15 protein-coding genes are annotated in these 18,581 nt (G+C 50.2%); 10 read left to right on the top strand and 5 right to left on the bottom strand.

What is annotated here, in order from left to right:
* Window positions 1-149: 149 nt before the first annotated feature.
* Window positions 150-1,397 carry an ABC transporter permease gene (locus tag MSMTP_RS01550; protein ID WP_048177343.1) on the bottom strand — a complete coding sequence of 416 codons (1,248 nt, stop codon included), beginning with the start codon at window positions 1,395-1,397 and terminating at the stop codon, window positions 150-152.
* Complete coding sequence (locus tag MSMTP_RS01545) at window positions 1,390-2,421, bottom strand: ABC transporter ATP-binding protein (RefSeq protein WP_048177342.1); 1,032 nt, start codon at window positions 2,419-2,421, stop codon at window positions 1,390-1,392. The genes MSMTP_RS01550 and MSMTP_RS01545 overlap by 8 nt, the downstream gene beginning before the upstream one ends.
* Before the next feature lie 90 nt (window positions 2,422-2,511).
* Between MSMTP_RS01545 and MSMTP_RS01540 the strand changes: the two genes are divergently transcribed.
* Window positions 2,512-3,180 (top strand): dihydrofolate reductase family protein, encoded by a 669-nt coding sequence (locus MSMTP_RS01540; RefSeq protein WP_048177341.1) that lies wholly within the window; start codon window positions 2,512-2,514, stop codon window positions 3,178-3,180.
* 152 nt (window positions 3,181-3,332) lie between these two features.
* Here the strand turns inward: MSMTP_RS01540 and MSMTP_RS01535 are convergent, their stop codons facing one another.
* Window positions 3,333-3,716, bottom strand: a complete 384-nt coding sequence (locus tag MSMTP_RS01535; RefSeq protein WP_048177340.1) for a hypothetical protein — start codon at window positions 3,714-3,716, stop codon at window positions 3,333-3,335.
* Window positions 3,717-4,330: 614 nt separating this feature from the next.
* On the opposite strand from MSMTP_RS01535, the gene MSMTP_RS18835 reads away from it, so the two are divergent.
* The 9 genes from MSMTP_RS18835 (at window position 4,331) to MSMTP_RS01495 (ending at window position 14,576) form a co-directional block, all read left to right on the top strand.
* Window positions 4,331-4,567, top strand: a complete 237-nt coding sequence (locus MSMTP_RS18835) for a hypothetical protein (protein WP_156153639.1) — start codon at window positions 4,331-4,333, stop codon at window positions 4,565-4,567.
* Complete coding sequence (locus MSMTP_RS01530) at window positions 4,564-6,519, top strand: proton-conducting transporter membrane subunit (RefSeq protein ID WP_231582982.1); 1,956 nt, start codon at window positions 4,564-4,566, stop codon at window positions 6,517-6,519. The genes MSMTP_RS18835 and MSMTP_RS01530 overlap by 4 nt, the downstream gene beginning before the upstream one ends.
* Window positions 6,516-7,499, top strand: a complete 984-nt coding sequence (locus tag MSMTP_RS01525) for a respiratory chain complex I subunit 1 family protein (protein ID WP_231582873.1) — start codon at window positions 6,516-6,518, stop codon at window positions 7,497-7,499. The genes MSMTP_RS01530 and MSMTP_RS01525 overlap by 4 nt, the downstream gene beginning before the upstream one ends.
* Window positions 7,496-8,182, top strand: coding sequence for a hydrogenase subunit (locus tag MSMTP_RS01520; protein WP_048177338.1), 687 nt, complete (start codon window positions 7,496-7,498; stop codon window positions 8,180-8,182). Before MSMTP_RS01525 ends, MSMTP_RS01520 begins: the two co-directional genes overlap by 4 nt.
* Window positions 8,179-9,687 carry a proton-conducting transporter membrane subunit gene (locus MSMTP_RS01515; RefSeq protein WP_048177336.1) on the top strand — a complete coding sequence of 503 codons (1,509 nt, stop codon included), beginning with the start codon at window positions 8,179-8,181 and terminating at the stop codon, window positions 9,685-9,687. The genes MSMTP_RS01520 and MSMTP_RS01515 overlap by 4 nt, the downstream gene beginning before the upstream one ends.
* 19 nt (window positions 9,688-9,706) lie before the next feature.
* A complete protein-coding gene (locus MSMTP_RS01510) occupies window positions 9,707-11,428 on the top strand; it encodes an NADH-quinone oxidoreductase subunit C (RefSeq protein ID WP_231582872.1) in 1,722 nt (573 codons plus the stop codon).
* Window positions 11,429-11,513: 85 nt separating this feature from the next.
* Window positions 11,514-12,047 carry an NADH-quinone oxidoreductase subunit B family protein gene (locus MSMTP_RS01505; RefSeq protein WP_048177335.1) on the top strand — a complete coding sequence of 178 codons (534 nt, stop codon included), beginning with the start codon at window positions 11,514-11,516 and terminating at the stop codon, window positions 12,045-12,047.
* A 461-nt stretch (window positions 12,048-12,508) separates the two neighbouring features.
* Complete coding sequence (locus MSMTP_RS01500) at window positions 12,509-13,366, top strand: class I SAM-dependent methyltransferase (protein WP_052718242.1); 858 nt, start codon at window positions 12,509-12,511, stop codon at window positions 13,364-13,366.
* 427 nt (window positions 13,367-13,793) lie between these two features.
* Window positions 13,794-14,576, top strand: coding sequence for a winged helix-turn-helix domain-containing protein (locus tag MSMTP_RS01495; RefSeq protein WP_048177334.1), 783 nt, complete (start codon window positions 13,794-13,796; stop codon window positions 14,574-14,576).
* A gap of 369 nt (window positions 14,577-14,945) precedes the next feature.
* Here the strand turns inward: MSMTP_RS01495 and MSMTP_RS01490 are convergent, their stop codons facing one another.
* Together MSMTP_RS01490 and MSMTP_RS01485 are read right to left on the bottom strand one after the other, a co-directional pair.
* The gene (locus MSMTP_RS01490; RefSeq protein ID WP_048177332.1) at window positions 14,946-15,311 is read right to left on the bottom strand and encodes a response regulator; all 366 of its coding nucleotides are present in this window, start codon (window positions 15,309-15,311) and stop codon (window positions 14,946-14,948) included.
* Window positions 15,289-18,351 carry a response regulator gene (locus MSMTP_RS01485; RefSeq protein WP_048177331.1) on the bottom strand — a complete coding sequence of 1,021 codons (3,063 nt, stop codon included), beginning with the start codon at window positions 18,349-18,351 and terminating at the stop codon, window positions 15,289-15,291. The genes MSMTP_RS01490 and MSMTP_RS01485 overlap by 23 nt, the downstream gene beginning before the upstream one ends.
* Window positions 18,352-18,581: the final 230 nt, after the last annotated feature.

Below are 18,581 nucleotides of genomic sequence, written 5' to 3'. Positions count from 1 at the left end.
TAGAATATATGTTTCTTCAATTAGTCCTGTTATTTTGCGGAGCAGGGGCTCCCATAATAAGGACAAAAACATATTCAAGGGTACCTGAACCGAAGCCTTGCTTATCTCTTCCCCGGATAATCTCATCACTGCATTATCTCTTCCCTGAATTACCCTCCCCGCATATTCCTAAGGATTTCCCGAACAGCCGGCCTTTTACCGTACATAAGGAGGTAGGCCCTGAAAAGGCGGCTGGAGAATATGATTACGCCGTGGATTGAGAGCATCAGGATGAAAAGGCTTGCTGCGACCTGGTAAAAAGGCACTTCCGTAGCCCCTATCCGCACCAGCATGGCGACAGGAGAGGTAAAGGGAAAGAGAGAGAGGGAGACGGCAAGGGGACTGTCGGGTTTTGTGAGCAGGAGCTGCATGAAGATTAGGGGAGCTGCGGCTGCGAAGGTGAAGATCCCGGCTATCTGCTGGCTTTCCTGGAGGGAGGAAGCCATGGCTCCGACGGCGGCCATGAGGCTTGCGAAAAGGAGATAGCCAAAGAGAAAATAGACCACAGCCAGGAAGAGCAGGAAAGGGTCCAGGCTTAGAGGAAGGGCATACGAAGCCCCGAGAGCGACTGCAGAGATCCAGACCACGATCTGCAGGAGGCCGACTGCACCCAGACCCAGGACCTTACCGGTCAGGATTTCGGTGGGGGTTGCGGAAGAGAGCAGGACTTCGATAACCCGGTTCTCCTTCTCTTCGGAGACACCACGGAGGAGATATCCTGATGACGAAAAAATGCTGAAGAAGAGGAGAAAGGCGGTTAGGAAGGGTAGGCCCAGGTCGCCCAGGATATCCGCAACGCCCTGTTCGCTGGTCTCCCCACCCTCCCCAATATCGAATAGCTTAATGTTGACAGGGTCCTTGACCCTCCGGAGCACAGTTTCGTCAACCTCATCCTGCAAGAGAGAGGTGACAACGATATCGGAAAGGTCTGCCGCAAGATTGACCCTGGGCACGGGGACTCCTTTTTCGGAAACATAAAGTTCGATTACCCCGGCTTCCAGGAAGTCCTCAGGGATTACGATGTAGGAAGAGATATCCCCGGCTCTAAGTGCCCGACTGGCTTCAGGGTTATCCTCGTATCTGACAAACTCTATTGTTGAGCTTTTTTCCCCGAAAGGTCCCACCGCAAACCCGCCGTTTGTGACTTCCCCGGGAAAGTCAAAGGACCCTGTCATGTCGACATAACCTACGCTCTGGTCCTCGGAAGGGGTCATGCCGGCAAGCAGGGCAGGGACAAGGGTAATCCCTGCCAGGAAGACCGGAAAAATAAAAGTCATGAAAAGAAATTCCTTGCGCTTCACGGTTTTCAGGAACTCGTGCCTGGCAACCGTAAACGCCTTTCCTGAGAATTTACTCATTGGCATTGGCCTCCACCGTGTCAATAAAGATCTCGTTCAGGGACGGGAGTGCCTGCTCGAAACGCAAGACTTCGACCCTCCGGACAAGCTCCTCCAGTATCGCCTGCGTCCCTGCACCCTCCTCCGGAAAGATCTCCACGAACTTTTTATGCTCTTCTTCGTGCTCCACAATTCTCCTGACCCCCGGGATTCCCCTAAGCACGCTCAAAGAGTCACCTCCTGTACCGGCTCCTGCACCACTTCCAACATCGAGTACAACATCGAGTCCTGTCTCATGCCCTGCGCCGTATTCCGAACCATGTCCCGAACCATGTCCCGAGCCATACCCTGCGAATTCCACCAGCAGGGAATTTTTCCCGCGCTCTTTCCGGATCCCTTCCACGCTGCCGTAAAGCACCCTTCTTCCCCTGTCGACCACCAGGATCCGGTCACAGAGCGTCTGGGCCTGTTCCATCATGTGTGTGGAGAGGATGACCGTCTTCCCGGCATTCCTGTACTCGATAATCCTTTCCTTGACCGTCTTTGTGCTCACCGGGTCAAGCCCTGAAAAGGGCTCGTCCAGGACTACAAGGTCCGGATAATGAATAATTGAAGAAAGAAACTGAATTTTTTGCTGCATCCCTTTGGAAAGCTCTTCAACTTTTTTCCCCCTGTGTTCATAGAGCCCCAAGGACCGCAGCAGGGACTCGGCATTTACCCGGGCTTGCTTCCCGGAAACGTTCTTAAGCTGCGCCAGGTAGACCAGCATATCGACAAGTTTTGTTTTCCGGTACAGCCCCCGCTCTTCCGGGAGATAGCCGATACGGTCCTTTCCGGCAGGGTCCAGGGATGCCCCAAAAACCCGGATCTCCCCCGAATCGGGCCTGATAATATCCAGGAGCATCCGGATAAGCGTGGTCTTCCCAGCCCCATTTGGCCCGAGCAGCCCGAAGATCTCTCCCTTTTCGACAGAAAAAGAGATGTCCCTTATGACATCTGTTCCCCCGAAGGACTTTGACACTCCTTCAACTTCAACAACATGCATCCGATTAACTATATCCTCGTAGGGCAATAAAGTTAATTCAGTACGGAATACGAAAAATACCCACAGGTCAAAGTCTCCAGGAGATACACAATGCTCCCGAAACTAATCATCCACAACAGTATAAGCCTCGACTGCTCGATAAGCGGCTTCGAAGCCGACCTCAAACTCCACTACGGGACCCTGAGAAGCTACAGTCCCGATGCCATGCTCGTCGGCTCGAACACCGCAAAAACCGGAATCGAACTCTTCTGTGAAGAAATCCCCCCCGAAGAGGGATACGATTTCGTAAAGCCGGGAATCCAGTCCGAAGACCCACGGGCCTTCTGGCTGCTTGCAGACTCCCGAGGGACTCTGGAAGGGCTGCTACACATCTTCAGGCGCTCCGAATACTGCAAGGACGTGATTGTCCTGATTTCGGAAAAGACCCCTGCTGCATACCTCGACTACCTCAAAGAGAGGAATTACGACTTCATCAGGGCAGGGGAAGCCCATGTTGACTACCGGGAAGCGCTGGAAATAGCAAACGAACGCTACGGTTTCAGGCTTGTAGTCTCGGACAGCGGCAGTACGCTGAACAGTATTTTGCTGGAACAGGGCCTGGTAGAGAAAATCAGCCTGCTTGTAAGCCCGGTGCTTGTCGGGAAAACAGGGAAAAACCTCTTTGGGAACATTGAAAAAAGCGGAATCGAGCTTGAACTTGTGAAAAACGAAAGGATGGAAGGAAATTACCTGCACCTGCTTTACCGGGTTTTGAAGTGAAAGGTGAAGCAGAAAAAGGCAAATTCAGGAGGAAAAGAGAAGGATGAAAAGAGAATTTGCAAGCTGAAACTGAGAGCTAACTGAGAGCTATAACTGCAAACTGCAAAGAAATTGAAAACTGAAACTGAAAACTGAAACTTCAGGATAGAGTCTTAAGAGGCGACTCCCTCGTGCACGAACTTTTGGTAAACAAACTCTGAGATTGCAAACATTGGAAGTTTTGAATATTTAATAAGCATGTGTTTTTTACCCTCAGGGATATAAACCCCAATTTTTCCAGCCTCCTCCAGGGCATTATTGGCAAGGCTGTAAGTGTAAATTACACCGTCATCATGATATTCGGTCTTTTCACTCACAAACCCGGTTATAATCATATCCTCAAGAATGTCACTTAAATCCCAGGAATATGGTCCGTAATGATATTCATCGAACTGAAAAAGCTTTGGAAGCTCCAGTTCTTCCTGTCCAAGAAAAACCACTTTTTGAAGTTTGGTTATTCCTCTTATTTTACCGAGGCAAGAGAGCAGTTCAATCAAAAACCACTTTCTTGAATCGAAAATATACTCCCCGTTCATAGTTATACGGATAAGGTACGTACGCAGGCTTTATATTATATTCGATTTAGTTTTGCTGCGTAAGAGAACATTACCGTGTCATTGCTGAATAATTAATGCAGCCGGGATAACTGCTGAATAATTAATGTAAAAGAGCTCAAAGCGTAAAAGCACGAATCCATGCGTGGCATTGGGAGAGAAGAAAGTGAGCCCTGCTATCTGGCAAGTGCGCAACACGACAGGGATGCCCCATCTTTTCAAATTTTTCTAGGGGAAAGACCGGGAAAAGGGTCTAAATAAACTTTTTTAAGGAAAGCTCATGGAAGATAATTATAATTCCGGAGTGATCTGATGTTTTTTACAGACTCTGACCCATATAGAGGTCAAGATCCAGAAATGAAGCCGGCATAATCTGTTTATTCCACCGGGTTTGGCGTTGTTCCGGAAGGAAAATTCCAGGGAACCTCCATCATGATCATTAGTTACCAATTTTTAGAAAAAAGTTCTCAATGAAAAGCTATATAATCCGAGGGGATATCAGGCGCGCAAACTCCCGGAGAAAAAAACTGCCCGGGAAAGGATATTAACGGTGGAATGTGGATACGATTAAAAGATTCCTTTGTATTATATGTAATAGAGAGAACTGTTTCAGGAAAACAGCGTCAGAAGGATGCGGAACTGAAAAACCTGCAAACCCTTCAAAATCTGGAAAAATATTAGGCTATGCATTTTTAATTACCGGACCCAAGTTTCGGAAATATGCATTTTTAATTACCGGACCAAAGCTTCGGGAATATGCCCATTTAATTGCCGTGCCCCGGCTTTGGGAGTGAATAGCTTGCTCGAAGCCCTGATGTACGGCGCTTTTGCCGCACTGTTTTCCGGAACCGTCCTCCCTCTTTTGTACCGCAGTAAAAACGCAAGAAAGGCCTCCTTTGGCCTGTCCTTTATTTCTTCAGTCCTGCTCCTGGGTTTTGCAGGGACAATCCTCTACACAGGAAAAGGAGTCCTATTTCCAGCTATCAGCTTTCTTCCGGGGCTGGACTTCACACTGGGAGCAGACCGGCTCTCGGCAGGGTTTGTCCTGCTGATCGCGGCAGTCGTGCCAGGGGTCTCGATCTATTCCCTGGAATACACGGAACACGCAAAAAGCGAAGCTGGAAAAGACCTTCAGGCAGCCCTGACAAACCTCTTCATCCTTGCCATGCTGCTGGTCGTGCTTGCAGGCAACATGGTGGTTTTCCTCATATTCTGGGAAATCATGTCTCTCTCCTCCCTCCTGCTGGTGCTCCACGACTATTCCTCGGAGGAGAACAAAAAAGCAGGTTTCTTTTACTTCGTGATGACGAACCTGAGCACGGCCTTTCTTTTCCTGGGCTTCATAAGCCTTTTCAGGCTGACCGGCTCTGCCGAATTAGGGCTCGGATCGGTGGAGCCCGGAGCCCTGACCCTACCCTTCCTCTGCCTCTTCACAGGCTTCGGGATCAAGGCAGGGCTTGTGCCCTTTCACAAATGGCTCCCCTATGCCCACCCTGCAGCCCCTTCGGGGGTCTCAGCCCTCATGTCCGGGGTAATGTTGAAGGTTGCAGTCTACGGTTTCCTGCGCTTCCTGCTTGCAGTTCCCTCCCCGGAACTCTGGTGGGGAGTACTGGTCCTGACCGTAGGCAGCCTCTCGGCTCTTTTCGGGGTGATCTACGCCCTTAAGGAAAGTGACATAAAAAGACTGCTTGCCTACAGCAGCATCGAAAATATCGGGATCATCTTCATCGGGATAGGGCTTTACGTCATATTCAAAGCCGAAGGACTTCCTGCCCTTGCCCTGATGAGCCTTACAGGAGCCTGTTTCCATGCTTTCAACCACGCCCTTTTCAAAAGCCTGCTCTTCCTCTGCGCAGGTTCGGTGGTCCATGCCACAGGTACCCGGAACATCGAAGCTTTCGGCGGGCTGGTAAAAAGCATGCCCGTTACCTCAGCCCTTTTCCTGATAGGCTCGGTCTCGATTGCAGCCCTGCCCCCGGCAAACGGCTTTGCAGGAGAACTCCTGCTCTACCAGGCATTTTTCCAGGCATCGGCTCTCAACGACCCCCTGCTCACCGTGCTTCTGGTAATCGCCCTTTCGGGCTTTGCCCTGGCCGGAGCCCTGGCAGCAGCTCTTTTCGTAAAACTTTTTGGGATCACCTGCCTTGCCCTCCCGCGCTCCGAAGAGAGCCGGCTGGCTAAAGAAGTCCCCAAACTCATGCTCGTCGGGGCAGCCGTGCCTGCGGCCTTCTGTATCCTGGCCGGGCTCTTTTCAAAGCAGCTCCTTTCCCTTGCGGGCCTGGACGTCGAGTATCCGGACCTGCTCCTGCTCGGACTACTGCTGGGGCTCATATACGCAGCCCTCTTCCTGGCAGTCCGCGCAAAGGATAAGAATGGAAAGGGAGAGGGACCTGCCCGGATCAGCGAGACCTGGGGCTGCGGGGCTCCCACCCTGGCTCCTTCCATGGAGTACAGCTCAGCAGGGTTTTCCGAACCCCTGGTCATGATCCTCAAGAGCATATACAGGACCCGGATCGTGCACACGCCAAAGTATTTAGACGGGCAGGAAAGCCTTTTCAAAAACGGAGATGTGGAAATTCGTCTGCTCCGTTTCTTTGAAGAATACCTCTACATCCCCCCTGCCCGGGCTATTGAGAGCATTTCAAAGCGGGTCGCCAGACTGCAAAACGGCAAGCTTGACAGCTACGTCCTCTACGCCTTCCTTGCAGTCATTGCCCTGATTCTCGCCACGGGGGTCCTTGTATGAATACATCATTCATCAGCACACCAATTGACACGTCATTCATGAACACTTCATTCCTGCTCTTTGCCCTGTTAAACCCGGCTTTTGCCCTGCTGGCAGCCCCCCTCTACATGGCCCTGATCCGGAAGGTAAAGGCCCAGGCTCAGGGGCGGAAAGGCCCGGGGCTCTTCCAGGCATACTATGACCTGAGAAAACTCATGCAAAAAGAGGTAATTTATTCCCCGGTATCTTCCGGGATCATGCGGTTTACCCCATACCTCAACCTCGCGGCCCTGCTGGTCTGCTCCCTCTTCGTGCCCCTGGTCTTTGTACCGGAACCGGCGGGAGGGTTCGGGAACGTTATCGTCTTCCTCTACCTCCTTGCCCTGGAACGCTTCTTTACAGCCCTTTGCGGGCTTGATGCGGGAAGCGCCTTCGGAGGCATGGGAAGTTCCCGGTCCATGAGCCTGGCAGCTGTTATCGAGCCTACCATGGTGGTGGCCTTTGCCGCACTTGCCTTTGTCCTGAAGAGCCTGAACCTGCACGAGATGTTCGCCCTGACCGCAGGCTCGCTCCTCCCGGTAAGCCCGACCCTTGTCCTGGTCTCGATTTCCCTCTTCATCATCCTCATCGTGGAGACCGGAAGGCTTCCCGTAGACAACCCCGCAACCCACCTCGAACTCACCATGATCAACGAGGCCATGGTCCTGGAACAGTCCGGAAAAAACCTGGCACTCCTCGAGCTTTCCCATGCCCTCAAACAGCTCCTCCTCATGGGAGTCCTGATAAACACGATCCTTCCAGTAGGACTCAGCACGGAAGCTGACGCCGGAAAAATTGCGGTATCTGCCCTGTTCTTCCTCCTGAAAGCAGGGGCTCTTTCCGTGGTGATCGGGCTCTTTGAATCATCCCTTGCGAAAATGCGCCTCTTCAGGCTTCCTGCCTTTTACATGATGGCGTTTTTCTTTTCAGCCCTTACCATCCTTATCGAGGTGTTTGCATGATTGACCCGCTTTATCTCGAAGGCGTAATCAAGATCCTCTTCGTCTTCGTCCTGATCAGTGCAGCCCTGATCATCTCCACCCGCAGCCTTGCTTCGGTCCTTAATACCTATACTGCCCAATCCTTCCTGCTTGCCGCAGTTTCCTTCCTCCTCTACCTGATAGAGGGAAAAAACGAACTCCTGCTGCTGGCAGGACTGACCCTGGCAAGCAAAGTGCTCCTGATCCCCCATTTCATTAACAGGATCGAGGAGAAAATCAAAATCAGGAGAGACCTGGACTTCACCTACCTGGAACCCACGACCTCCCTCCTGCTGAGCATAGGCCTGATTCTGCTTTCCTATACCTTCCTTTCCCGGGTTTTCGGGGACCTGGCCCTCTCAAAGCTCTTCTTTTTCGGAGCTGTCATAGGGCTTTCCCTGACCCTCATGGGCATGCTTGTCATGTTCAGCCGGAAAAAGGTAATTACAAAAGCTCTCGGCTACCTCAGCATGGAAAACGGGGTCCTGATGTTAGGCATCTTTGTCACGGAACTCCCCTTCATCCTCGAAGTCCTGATTGTAATCGACCTGATAATTCTGGTCCTGCTGACCTCTATCCTGGCTGTGGGGCTGGACTCAAGCATCGAGGAATACAGGGCGAAAATAAGGAAACTGCAGATCTGGAACGGAGGTGAAGCCCTTTGATCCGCTTCTACCTGCTGGCAATGGGAACTTTCCTTGCCCTCGGCCTCCTTCCAAAGTCTCACAGGCTCATGAATGCCCTTGCCTCAGGCAATGCCCTGCTGCACCTCGCCCTGACCTGCACAGCCCTGCTGACCCTTGACCTGCCTGTCCGGTACGGGCCGTCCCTTTACCTGGACCACCTGAACCTCTATGTGGAACTGATAACGGTCCTTGGTTTCTGCGCAGCAGCCCCCTATGCAAAAGGGTATACGGAAAGCCTGATGGAAGAGGGGGAACTTGACCCGAAGAACCTGAAACTCTTCTACCTGGCCTTCAACCTCCTGCTTGTTACAGCCACAGCAGCGCTTTTCTCGGACAACCTGGCCCTCTTCTGGATCTTTGCCGAACTTACCACGGTCTGTGCAGCCGTGCTAGTGGCTATCCTTTCGGCGCGGGAGAACATTGATGCCGGCCTGAAATACGTCTTCATAGTTTCAGGGGCCATGCTCTTTGCCTTCCTGGGGTTGATTTTCCTCTTCACCCTCTCGGCCAGGGCTCTCGGGGAAGGGACTCTCTCCTGGACAGAACTTATGGAAAACGCTTCTAGCTTTTCCCCTGCCCTCCTCCTTGCAAGCTTTGCCTTCGTCTTCATAGGCTTCGGGGCAAAGGCAGGAATAGCTCCTTTCCACACCTGGCTCCCTGACGCTTATGCAAGAGCTCCTTCGGTAAGCGCAATCCTCTCGGGGCTCATGCAGAACCTGGGGATCTACGGCATCCTCAGGACCTACGCCCTGCTCAGGGTCAGCGATTCAGCCCCCCAGGCTTCCTTCATCCTTATCGCGGCAGGACTGTTTTCAATTGCCCTTGCGGCGTTCAGCATGCTACAGCAGAGAAACCTGAAGAGGCTGATCGCCTTTTCAAGCGTCGAGCACATGGGACTCCTGCTCATAGGGATAGGGATAGGCACCCCTCTTGCCCTTTTCTGGGCCCTCTTCTATATGCTGGTCCACGTCCTGGTGAAAGAAGCCCTGCTCTTTGCCGCAGGCATCCTGCACAGGCAGTACGGGAGCAACATGCGCGAGAATATGAGAGACGTGTTCAAACTCCAACCCCGCGCCGCCTGGACCCTGATCCTGGGGAGTGTCGCAATCATTGGCATGCCACCTTTCCCCCTCTTCCCGGCAAAATTTTTCATCCTGCTGGAAAGTGCGGAAGTTTCCCCCTACCTGACCCTGGCAGTCCTGCTCCTGCTTATCCTGGCAGCCGCAGCCTTTTCAAACTTCCTGCTAAAAGCCTTCTCAAGGGTCACCGAAGAAGGAGAAGGGGAAGGAGAAAGCAAAGAAGGGGAGCACGGAAAAGAAACCGGATACCGAAAAAAAAGCTTTCAGGAACCCTATGTTGTAAGAGCAGGGATGAGGATTCCCACAGTCTTCATGCTCGCCCTTGCCCTCCTTCTGGGCATCTGGTTCCCGGAACCGCTCAGGGAGCTCCTTGAAGCGATAGTCCTTGAACTGGGATATGTGTAAGGGGACGGTGCGTATGGATATGAAAAAGAATATAGATACGATGGATTTGCTTTCAGAAATTTCGGAAATGGCGGGAGAAGAGCCCGAACTGCTCAACGCCCGCACAGACGAGGCTTATGTCCGGCTCTCCGAAGCCGGGTTTGAAAGGGCAGCCTTAGACCTTGCGGAACGGAAATTCAGCCTCATCGGGCTATTCTGTGCGGAAGCCTTTGAGAAAGAAGGGGGCTTTACCCTCTTTTATGTCTTCAAACAGGCAGGAAGGCCATCTGTCCCCGTCCTGGTGCGGGAAGCCGGCAGGGAGGGAAAAGTATCTTCGGTTGCGGAACTCTTCCCTTCGGCATCCTGGTTTGAGAGGGAAGTAAGGGACGGCTTCGGGCTGGAATTTACGGGAGCTTTTGACACTAGAAGGCTTTTCCTGCACGAGTGCTATCCCGAAGGATTCCATCCCCTGAAAAAAGCCTTCAAAAACGGGCCAATAAGCCTTCAGAAAACCGAAGCAGGGAAGACTGAAGCAGGAACAGCTAAATTCGGAACAACTAAAGTAGGAGCAAAAGAAGCCGGAGCAGCTGAAGTAGGGGCAAACGAAGTAGGGAAGCCCGGAGAAAAATACCGGTTCAGGCAGCTGAAAGGGGAAGGCGTCTACCAGGTCCCGGTCGGGCCGGTACACGCCGGAATCATCGAGCCAGGGCACTTCAGGTTCAGCGTTATAGGCGAGCCCATCTTCAGCCTGGAAATCCGGCTCTTTTACAAGCACAGGGGCATCGAAAAACTTGCTGAGGGTAAAAGCCCTTCCGAATGCGTTGCCCTTGCCGAAGCCATAAGCGGGGATGAAAGCGCGGCAAATGCCGTGGGGTTCTGCACGGCCGTGGAAAGGACCTGCGGGATTCCGGTGCCCGAAAAGGCGGAATGTCTGCGGGCCGTAATGCTGGAACTCGAAAGGGTCTACTCCCTCCTGGCCGACCTTGCGGGCATGGCCGTGGACGTTGGTTTTTCCCCGGTAGCAAGCCCCTTCTTAATCCTCAGGGAAGAAGTATTCAGGCAAAACGAGAAACTCACAGGTTCAAGGTTCCTGCGGGGGATAATGGTGCCCGGAGGATTGAAAAAAGACATCCCGGATTCGGCTTTGAAAGAGCTGGCTCCTTTCTTCGCAAAGTTTTCCCGGACTTTCGAATCGGCTTTCGAACGAGCAATGTCCTCATCCTCCCTGATCGACAGGTTCGCAACTACAGGCGTGGTAAAAAAAGAGCTCGTCGTCCCTCTCAACCTCACAGGCCCCCTGGCAAAAGCCTCGGGCTGCCCTGCCGACACCAGGCTTAACAGGCCTTACGGGGCCTACAGGCACTTTGCCCCGGACTCTTCCGTAAGGAAAGGAGGGGATGTACTCTCCCGTTATGAGGTAAAAGCCGATGAGATAAGGGAATCTCTGAAGCTCATCAACCGCCTCCTGGAAGAAATGCCTCAAGGCCCCGTGTTTGCAGGAAATTCCCCTGAGACAGGTGAAGAAACCGGATCAGGCAGTCCCGGCAATTCCGGCTATGCCCTGACCCTGGTGGAAGCCCCCAGAGGGCAGAACCTGCACTGGATATACCTGAAAAACGGGCTTGTCGACCGCTACAAGGTCAGGACCGCCTCCTTTTGCAACTGGCAGGCCATCGAACATGCGGTACTCGGGAACATCATCCCTGACTTTCCTGTTATCAACAAAAGCCTGAACATGTCATATGCAGGGACCGACCTTTGAACAAAAGTGCCTTTGAACTCAAAGATGCCCGTGAACAAAGAGATGAACACGGAAAAAAAATCAAGAAATGCAGTGAGGTCTGAGAATGATAAACCCGCTTTCCCTTTTCCTCCGTCCGAAGGTGACGGAGACTTTTGAATTCCGGGATGAGGAACTCGAAACCCTGGGGGCCGAAATCAAAAAAGAAATGCCTAAAGTCTTCGGACGCAGCCTGGCAATCCGCGAACTGGACTCGGGCAGCGATAATTCCACGGAAATAGAAATCTCAAACCTGGGAACCCCGTACTACGACGTAGAAAGGTTCGGGATCTCCTTCGTGGCATCCCCACGGCACGCCGACGTCCTGCTGGTAACCGGGGCAGTCACCCTGAACATGGCCGAAGCCGTGAAAAAGACCTATGAAGCCATGCCTTCCCCCAAATTCGTGGTCGCAGTAGGGGACGATGCCTGTGACGGGGGGATTTACAGGGGCTCCTATGCCGTGCTCGGCGGCGTGGATAAGATCCTGCCTGTGGACATGAAAATCCCCGGAAACCCGCCTTCCCCGAAAGAGATCCTGAGAGGTCTGCTTGCCCTGGCAAAAAAAGCCTCGGAAAAAGAACCAAAAAAACGCACATGAAATTCTCTGAATAACAGGCACAAAGAAATGAAAGTACACGTCAACTTTCATGCCAAATAAGATGCTTTATTCCTTTCCTGCCTTGCGCTCAGGCATAAGGAAGTCCTGATAGAGCGCAACCTTGGCATAATCCGGAAAAACCTGGAAGTTCTGGATGACTTCTTTGAAGAACACGGAGAACTTTTCCAGTGGGTAAAGCCGAAAGCAGGGCCTATAGGGTTCCCCCAAATAAAGTTTGGGAGAAACGCGGAGGAATTCTGCGTAGATGTCGTGGAGAAGCAGGGAGTCATGCTGCTTCCGGGAACTGTTTATGATTGTGGGGAGCAGAATTTCAGGCTGGGGTTCGGCAGGAAAAACATGCCGGAAGCGCTGGAAAAATTGGAAGAGTACATAAAGAAAAATTTATAAATAAAGACCCATATTTATCGGGTGTCCAGGACCAGGGCATCCGGAGGCCTTTCATGTCAGGACATTCACTTTCAATTCAGGAAACAGAAACCCTGGGCTACTACGATTTCATGAGCTACCTTGAGGTGCCCTACTTCCACGTAGGTGGCCTCGTTTCCACGGAAAAACTGGCGGAACTCTGCCGGCTTGACAGGGACAAAAAGGTGCTGATGGTCGGGTGCGGCACGGGTTTTTCTGCCTGTTACCTCGCAAAGAAAGTCGGCTGTTTCGTGGTGGGAGTCGATATAGCAGAGCTTTCCATCGAGAAGGCAAAGGAAAGGGCAAAAAAGAAAGGTGTGGAAGGGATAACGGATTTCCGGATAGGAGACGCCTACGCCCTGCCCTTTGAAGCCGGAACTTTCGATGCCGTAATTACCGAGTTTGTCTCCCAGTTCCTTGACCGGGGCAGGGCTTTCAGAGAATTTGCCCGGGTTTTGAAACCCGGAGGCTCCCTGGGGATCAATGAAATGTACAGGGAAAAGGAAATCCCCCCAAAACCTGCAGAAAAGCTAACTCATGCAGAGGACATTTTCGGCGAAATAACCGGACTTCCCTTTAATCTCCCGACCCCTGAAGAATGGGAAAAGGAGCTAGAAGAAGCAGGGTTGGAGGACGTCCAGGTAAGGAAATGCAGGCCCACGGCAAGCCTGGAAGAGGCAAAGAAGCTTATCAGGGCAATGGACGGACTCCTGGAGTTTGCCCGGTACTTTTCCAGCGTCTCAGTGAAAATGATAAAGTACACGCTGATCAGCAAAAAGATCAGGCACCGGTTCAGGCGGCTCGGGGAAGGAAAAAAGATCCTACTAAGGAAAAAGTCAACCTCAAGGTATGTGGGTTATGTGCTTGCTACGGGAACAAAGCCCAAAAAGTAACTGGAAGGAAAACTGTAAAGTAAAGAGTAAAGTAAAGATATGAAGTAAAGATATAAAGTAAATTGGAAATTATGGATAAGGGCAAAACCCCGAAGTTAATTGTTGATAAACCCGAAGATAATTGCTGACAAAACCGGCTCAATTAAAAAAAAGGAAGTAAAGTAAAGTAAAGTAAAGTAAAGTAAAGTAAAGTAAAGAAAGGAAAAAGGAACAGGAAATTGCCCGGGACTGTGAAATAATAAATGTTTTTTGGAAAAGGATATAAACAATCAATTGGAAAACTTAGAGCAATAATTCCTCAAGAAGTTACCGGTGGGGCTTTCAGGAAATGAAACCGGGACTTCAAATTAGGAAAAACAGGTTTTGGGATAAATGAAGGGAAAATACCTCCGGCGTATTCACGAGGTTCCCGGGGAGGTAGATTTGCATGAAGATTTCACTTATTGATCTGGCATTTCTTTCTGAAAAAAGAACTAACGTACTGCGCCTGCTGGAAGAGGGGCCAAAAACCAGTGACGAGATAAAAAAAGACCTGAACGTCAGCTCTACGTCAATTATGCCCCAGATAAAGAAATTAAGAGAAGGCCACATGATCATTCAGGAAAACGACAGGTACCAGCTCTCGGAAATGGGGGAGATAGTTGTCGAAAAGATGGAACCCCTATTAAATACCGTGAGGGTTTTCGAAGAAAATTACGATTACTGGGTAAACCACGACCTGAGCGCAATTCCTGAGGACCTTCTTAACAGGATCGAGGAACTGGGAAACTATTTCCTGCTCGAACCCGACCTTAACAGGCTCTTTGAAGTGCCTGAAGACTTTAAGAAAAACCTCCTGGAATCCAGACGTGTCATGATATTTCTTTCTTATTTCCACCCCCTTTATCTTAACCTGTATTCCGAACTGGCACGAAAAGGGGCGGAAATGTACCTCATCCTGACCGAACCGGTCTTTAAAAGAATGAAAGAAGACTACACAGAAAACCTCCAGGAGCTTCTGAATTCCAAAAATACGGAAATTTACATTTGCGACAAGAAAATAACCCTGAAAAACGTTGTAACAGACCGTTTCTGTTCACTGGTACTCTTTGACAGAAAGGGGAAATTCGACCACCAGCGCCTGATGAGCTTTGATGAAAGCGCACTGGAATGGTGTGAAGAACTCTTCACTCATTACAAGGATATGTCAATGCCCCTTGAAAATATCTAAATAAGTGTCGAAAATCGAAATCCCCTTGATTTCCGGTATGAGATCAACCGGACCTCCGGACTTGTTATAACCGGAGTCTACGGATTATTGAGTTCCGATTTGATATCGATCGGAGTCCCCCGGTTTTTGGTTTATGATTTGCTGGCAAACAAAGTCTACGGATTTTTGATATTTTTATGTGCTTAAACGAAGTCTACATTTTAGTTTCTGATGTGCTTAAACCGAAATATACAGATTTTTGAGTTCCGATTTGATATCGATCGGAGTTCACCGGTTTTTAATTCGAATGGATTTTATCACCTGTTTAACCCCCGGAACAGGGACATCAATACCTGGCATTTCCCACAAGAGATGCGGGGAATCCTGTCCTCAATCACTGAGATATTTGTCAATCAGGGCCCTGAACTTGTTTATATCAATGGGCTTTGAGATGTAATCAACACACCCCTTTTCGATGAAGTGTTCCTCACTTCCTTTCATTGCATGGGCTGTTACCGCAATCACCGGGATGTCAGCGGTGTCAGGGTTCTGCTTTATCCTTTCAAGCACCTCGAGCCCGTCCATTTTCGGAAGCTGCATGTCCAGGAGAATGATGTCGAATTTGTTCTCATCGAGGCACTCAAGGGCCCTTATCCCGTCCTCCGCTCCTGTTACGCTGTGCCCGTAGAATTCCAGCAGATCAAGTATCAATTCCATATTCATGGGGTTGTCTTCAACAATCAGAATCTTTTTCATCTTTATGCCTCTTAAGCATAGTTAGTTGTTTTATCCTGTTAATTAACTCTTTTCTTCCGAAAGTGCCTTTCTTCATGATAGAGAGTAAATGGTCCTGCATTTCATTGTTCAATTCTTCAATATTCTTTTCGTCAAATTCCCCTGCCGTGCAGACAATCAGGGGGATATCCCTGGTCCCCGGGTCGGCCCGGAGGTGGGAAATTACGTCAAAACCGTTCACATCCGACATCATGAGGTCGAGAATGAGAATGTCGGGCCTGTCCGAAAAGAGCCTGTCAAGACCCTCCCTCCCGCCGTAAGCTTTCAAGACCTCAAAACCTTCGGGCTCGATCATCGAGTTCAGCAGTTCCACGGCATTTTCGTCATCATCCACGATAAGGACCTTCAGAGTTTCGAATTTAAACTTCTGCCTGATTTCTTCCAGGGAAGTAAGGAGTTCAACCTTTTTAATGGGTTTTGTAAAGGAATACAGAGCCCCAAGAGCAATTCCAAGTTCATTTTTATCGGCCATGGAGATGATCAGTACCGGGGTCCGAGCCGTTTCTGGGTCATTTTTCAGCTGTTTCAGGACGAGCCAGCCATTGGTATCGGGGAGGAAGACGTCAAGGGTTATAACATCGGGTTTCAGTTTCTTTGCAACCGGCAAAACGTCTCTTCCCAGATACACCGGAGCCACGCGGTAGCCGGCATCTCCCAGGACAAGGGAAAGGAGTTCATTTGAATTATTGTCATCGTCAACAACCAGGACGAGTTCCCCTTCATCTCCGCTTTCGGGAAAGATTATTTCAGGAGGTTTAACAGCATGCCCGGAAGTTTCCACGGATTTTTTCACCGAAAGGGCGGCTTTCTTATTCATTTCAAACTCCAGGAGCACTTCCTCGAGTTCAGGGTTCCCGGCCTTCCTGATTTCCCCTGGCTTTTTGAGCGGGATTGAGAAAGTAAAAGCACTCCCTTTATGGAATTCACTTTCAACCCGGATTACCCCCCGGTGCAATTCTACGATTTTCTTTACGAGAGCAAGTCCGAGCCCGGTCCCACAGTACTGTCTGGAGGCAGAAGCGTCGATCTGGGTAAAGGGCTGGAAGAGTTTTTCCTGGTCTTCGCCAGAAATGCCGATCCCGGTATCCGTAACCGAAATAAGGGCATAATCTCCCGTTTTTTTGCCGTAGACGGAAACTTTTCCCCCATCGGGAGTGAACTTGATTGCATTGCTCACGAGGTTGTAGAGAATCTGGATCAGACGGTTCCGGTCAGCTTCAAGGTTGCTAAAGCCGGGCTCTATGGTGAAGGTCATATCAAGGGACCTGGACAGGGCAAAGGGATTGAGCACGGTCCTGACATCCTCGAACACGGCGGCAAGGGAAAATTCACTGTAATGCAGCTCCATTTTCCCTGCCTCGACCTTTGAAAGGTCAAGAATATCATTGATCAGTTCAAGCAGGTTTCTTCCGCTGCGTGAGATATTGTTTATGTACTTCAACTGCCTTTCGTTGAGTTCCCCAAAGACCCTCTCGAGCAGGATATCCGAGAAGCCTATGATAGAATTAAGAGGGGTCCGCAGTTCATGGCTCATATTTGCCAGGAACTCGCTCTTGGCCCGGCTGGAATCCTCAGCCTCTAGCTTTGCGCTGAGCAACCTTTCTTCCGAAAGCTTGTGGGCGGTGATGTCAAGCCCTGTTTGCAGGACACCCGTAAGCCTGCCTTCTTCATCCTTTATCGGATTGGCACGGACCATCCAGACCTTTCCGTCAGGGGTGCTTATCTCCCCAACTTCTTCCTTCCCGGAATTGAGCGCCAGCCACACGGGAGAGCCGGACCTGCCACTTTCACAGAGCAAACAGACCTCCTCAAACTTCTGCCCCACTATATCCTCAAGTTTCATCCCCAGATAATCCAGGGAAGCTTTGTTCGCCCAGACAACCCTGCATTCGGGGTCCATAAAAACAAGTAATTCACTTAAAGAGTTCAAAATGACCTTTTTTTCATGTTCCTGAACCTTAAGGTCTTCGGAGGCTGCACTCAAACTTTCAAGCATCCCGTTTATCCCGCAAGCAAGCCTCGAAAGTTCATCGTCCCCTTCCACCGAAAGCCTCTCGGCGTAATCCCTTTCCTTTCCAACTTTATCAACAAAACCGTCAATGTCAACGATACGGGAAACAAACTCCCGGTCCATCAAAAGCTTACAGCCTCCACCTACCAGCAGGCCCGCAAATAGGAGAAAAAGCACAATGTAGCGGAGGGACTTTTGCCCCTCGGCGTAGATACTCCTGTCCATGTCCGCCCGAACCATAACCCCAGGTTCGCCTGTGATGTCATTTAGCACGAAGTATCCGACTACCTTCCCATCTATTATCGTGTTCATGCAGGTCTGCCCATCACTTTCAAAAAAAGCTTCATGGAAATTGGCAGGCACACTATCAAGCCTGTAGAGCATCAGAGGGTTACCGGTAATTTTTTGGACGGACTCAACAAAGCCCACATCCATGTCCCTGCCTATGATGAGAGTCCCCAGGATTTCTTCATCTCCCGAACTCCCGAAGATGGGACGGCAGGAGATGATCACAGGCCCGTTTTCGAGCATAAGCAAACCGCTGACATTATCGGTGGAAGCCGGGCAAAGGAGAGATCCGTCATTTATTTTACTCTGGAGTTCGGGAGGCGCAAGACCACCAATCAAGCGCTCGGAATCCGAAAAATAGGAGTAAAGTACATCCCCTGAAGCGTTAACAAAAAAGATGAGGTCATATCCACCTAAAGAAAAAATATCGTCGGGCAGGGTTCCACTAATATTCCCGGGGTAGGAACTCTGCATAAAAGCCCGGACCTCGGCCCTGGAAGAAAAGGCAACGTTAGCATCGTCGAGTTTGAGTATCTGTGAATCAATAACGTTTTTTGCATTTTCCATGTTATCAATCGCTTCCCGTGCCTCCAGGTCGGAAAAACTGGAGTCAAGGATACTCTGGGAGGCGAAAATAACAACTGAAATCAATAAAGCAAAAATCACGTAGATAATAACCAGTACCTTTTTGCTAACATTCATAATATAAACTCTGAAGGTGGGTGCATGGCCGAATATTTTGTACAACGGGAGTTGAAGATTTCATACAATGGAAGTTGAATACTTTAAGCAGAGAAGCTTTTTTACACAAGAGAATTGAGAGCATTTATACGGAGGGAATTGACCACCTATATAAAGAAGATATGAGAATTCTAATTGAGATATGAGAATTCTAATTGAGATATGAGATGTGATAATTCTAATTTGAAATC

The organism is Methanosarcina sp. MTP4 (assembly GCF_000970045.1).
Taxonomy (GTDB): domain Archaea; phylum Halobacteriota; class Methanosarcinia; order Methanosarcinales; family Methanosarcinaceae; genus MTP4.
This window is presented reverse-complemented; position numbering and strand designations above follow the sequence as displayed.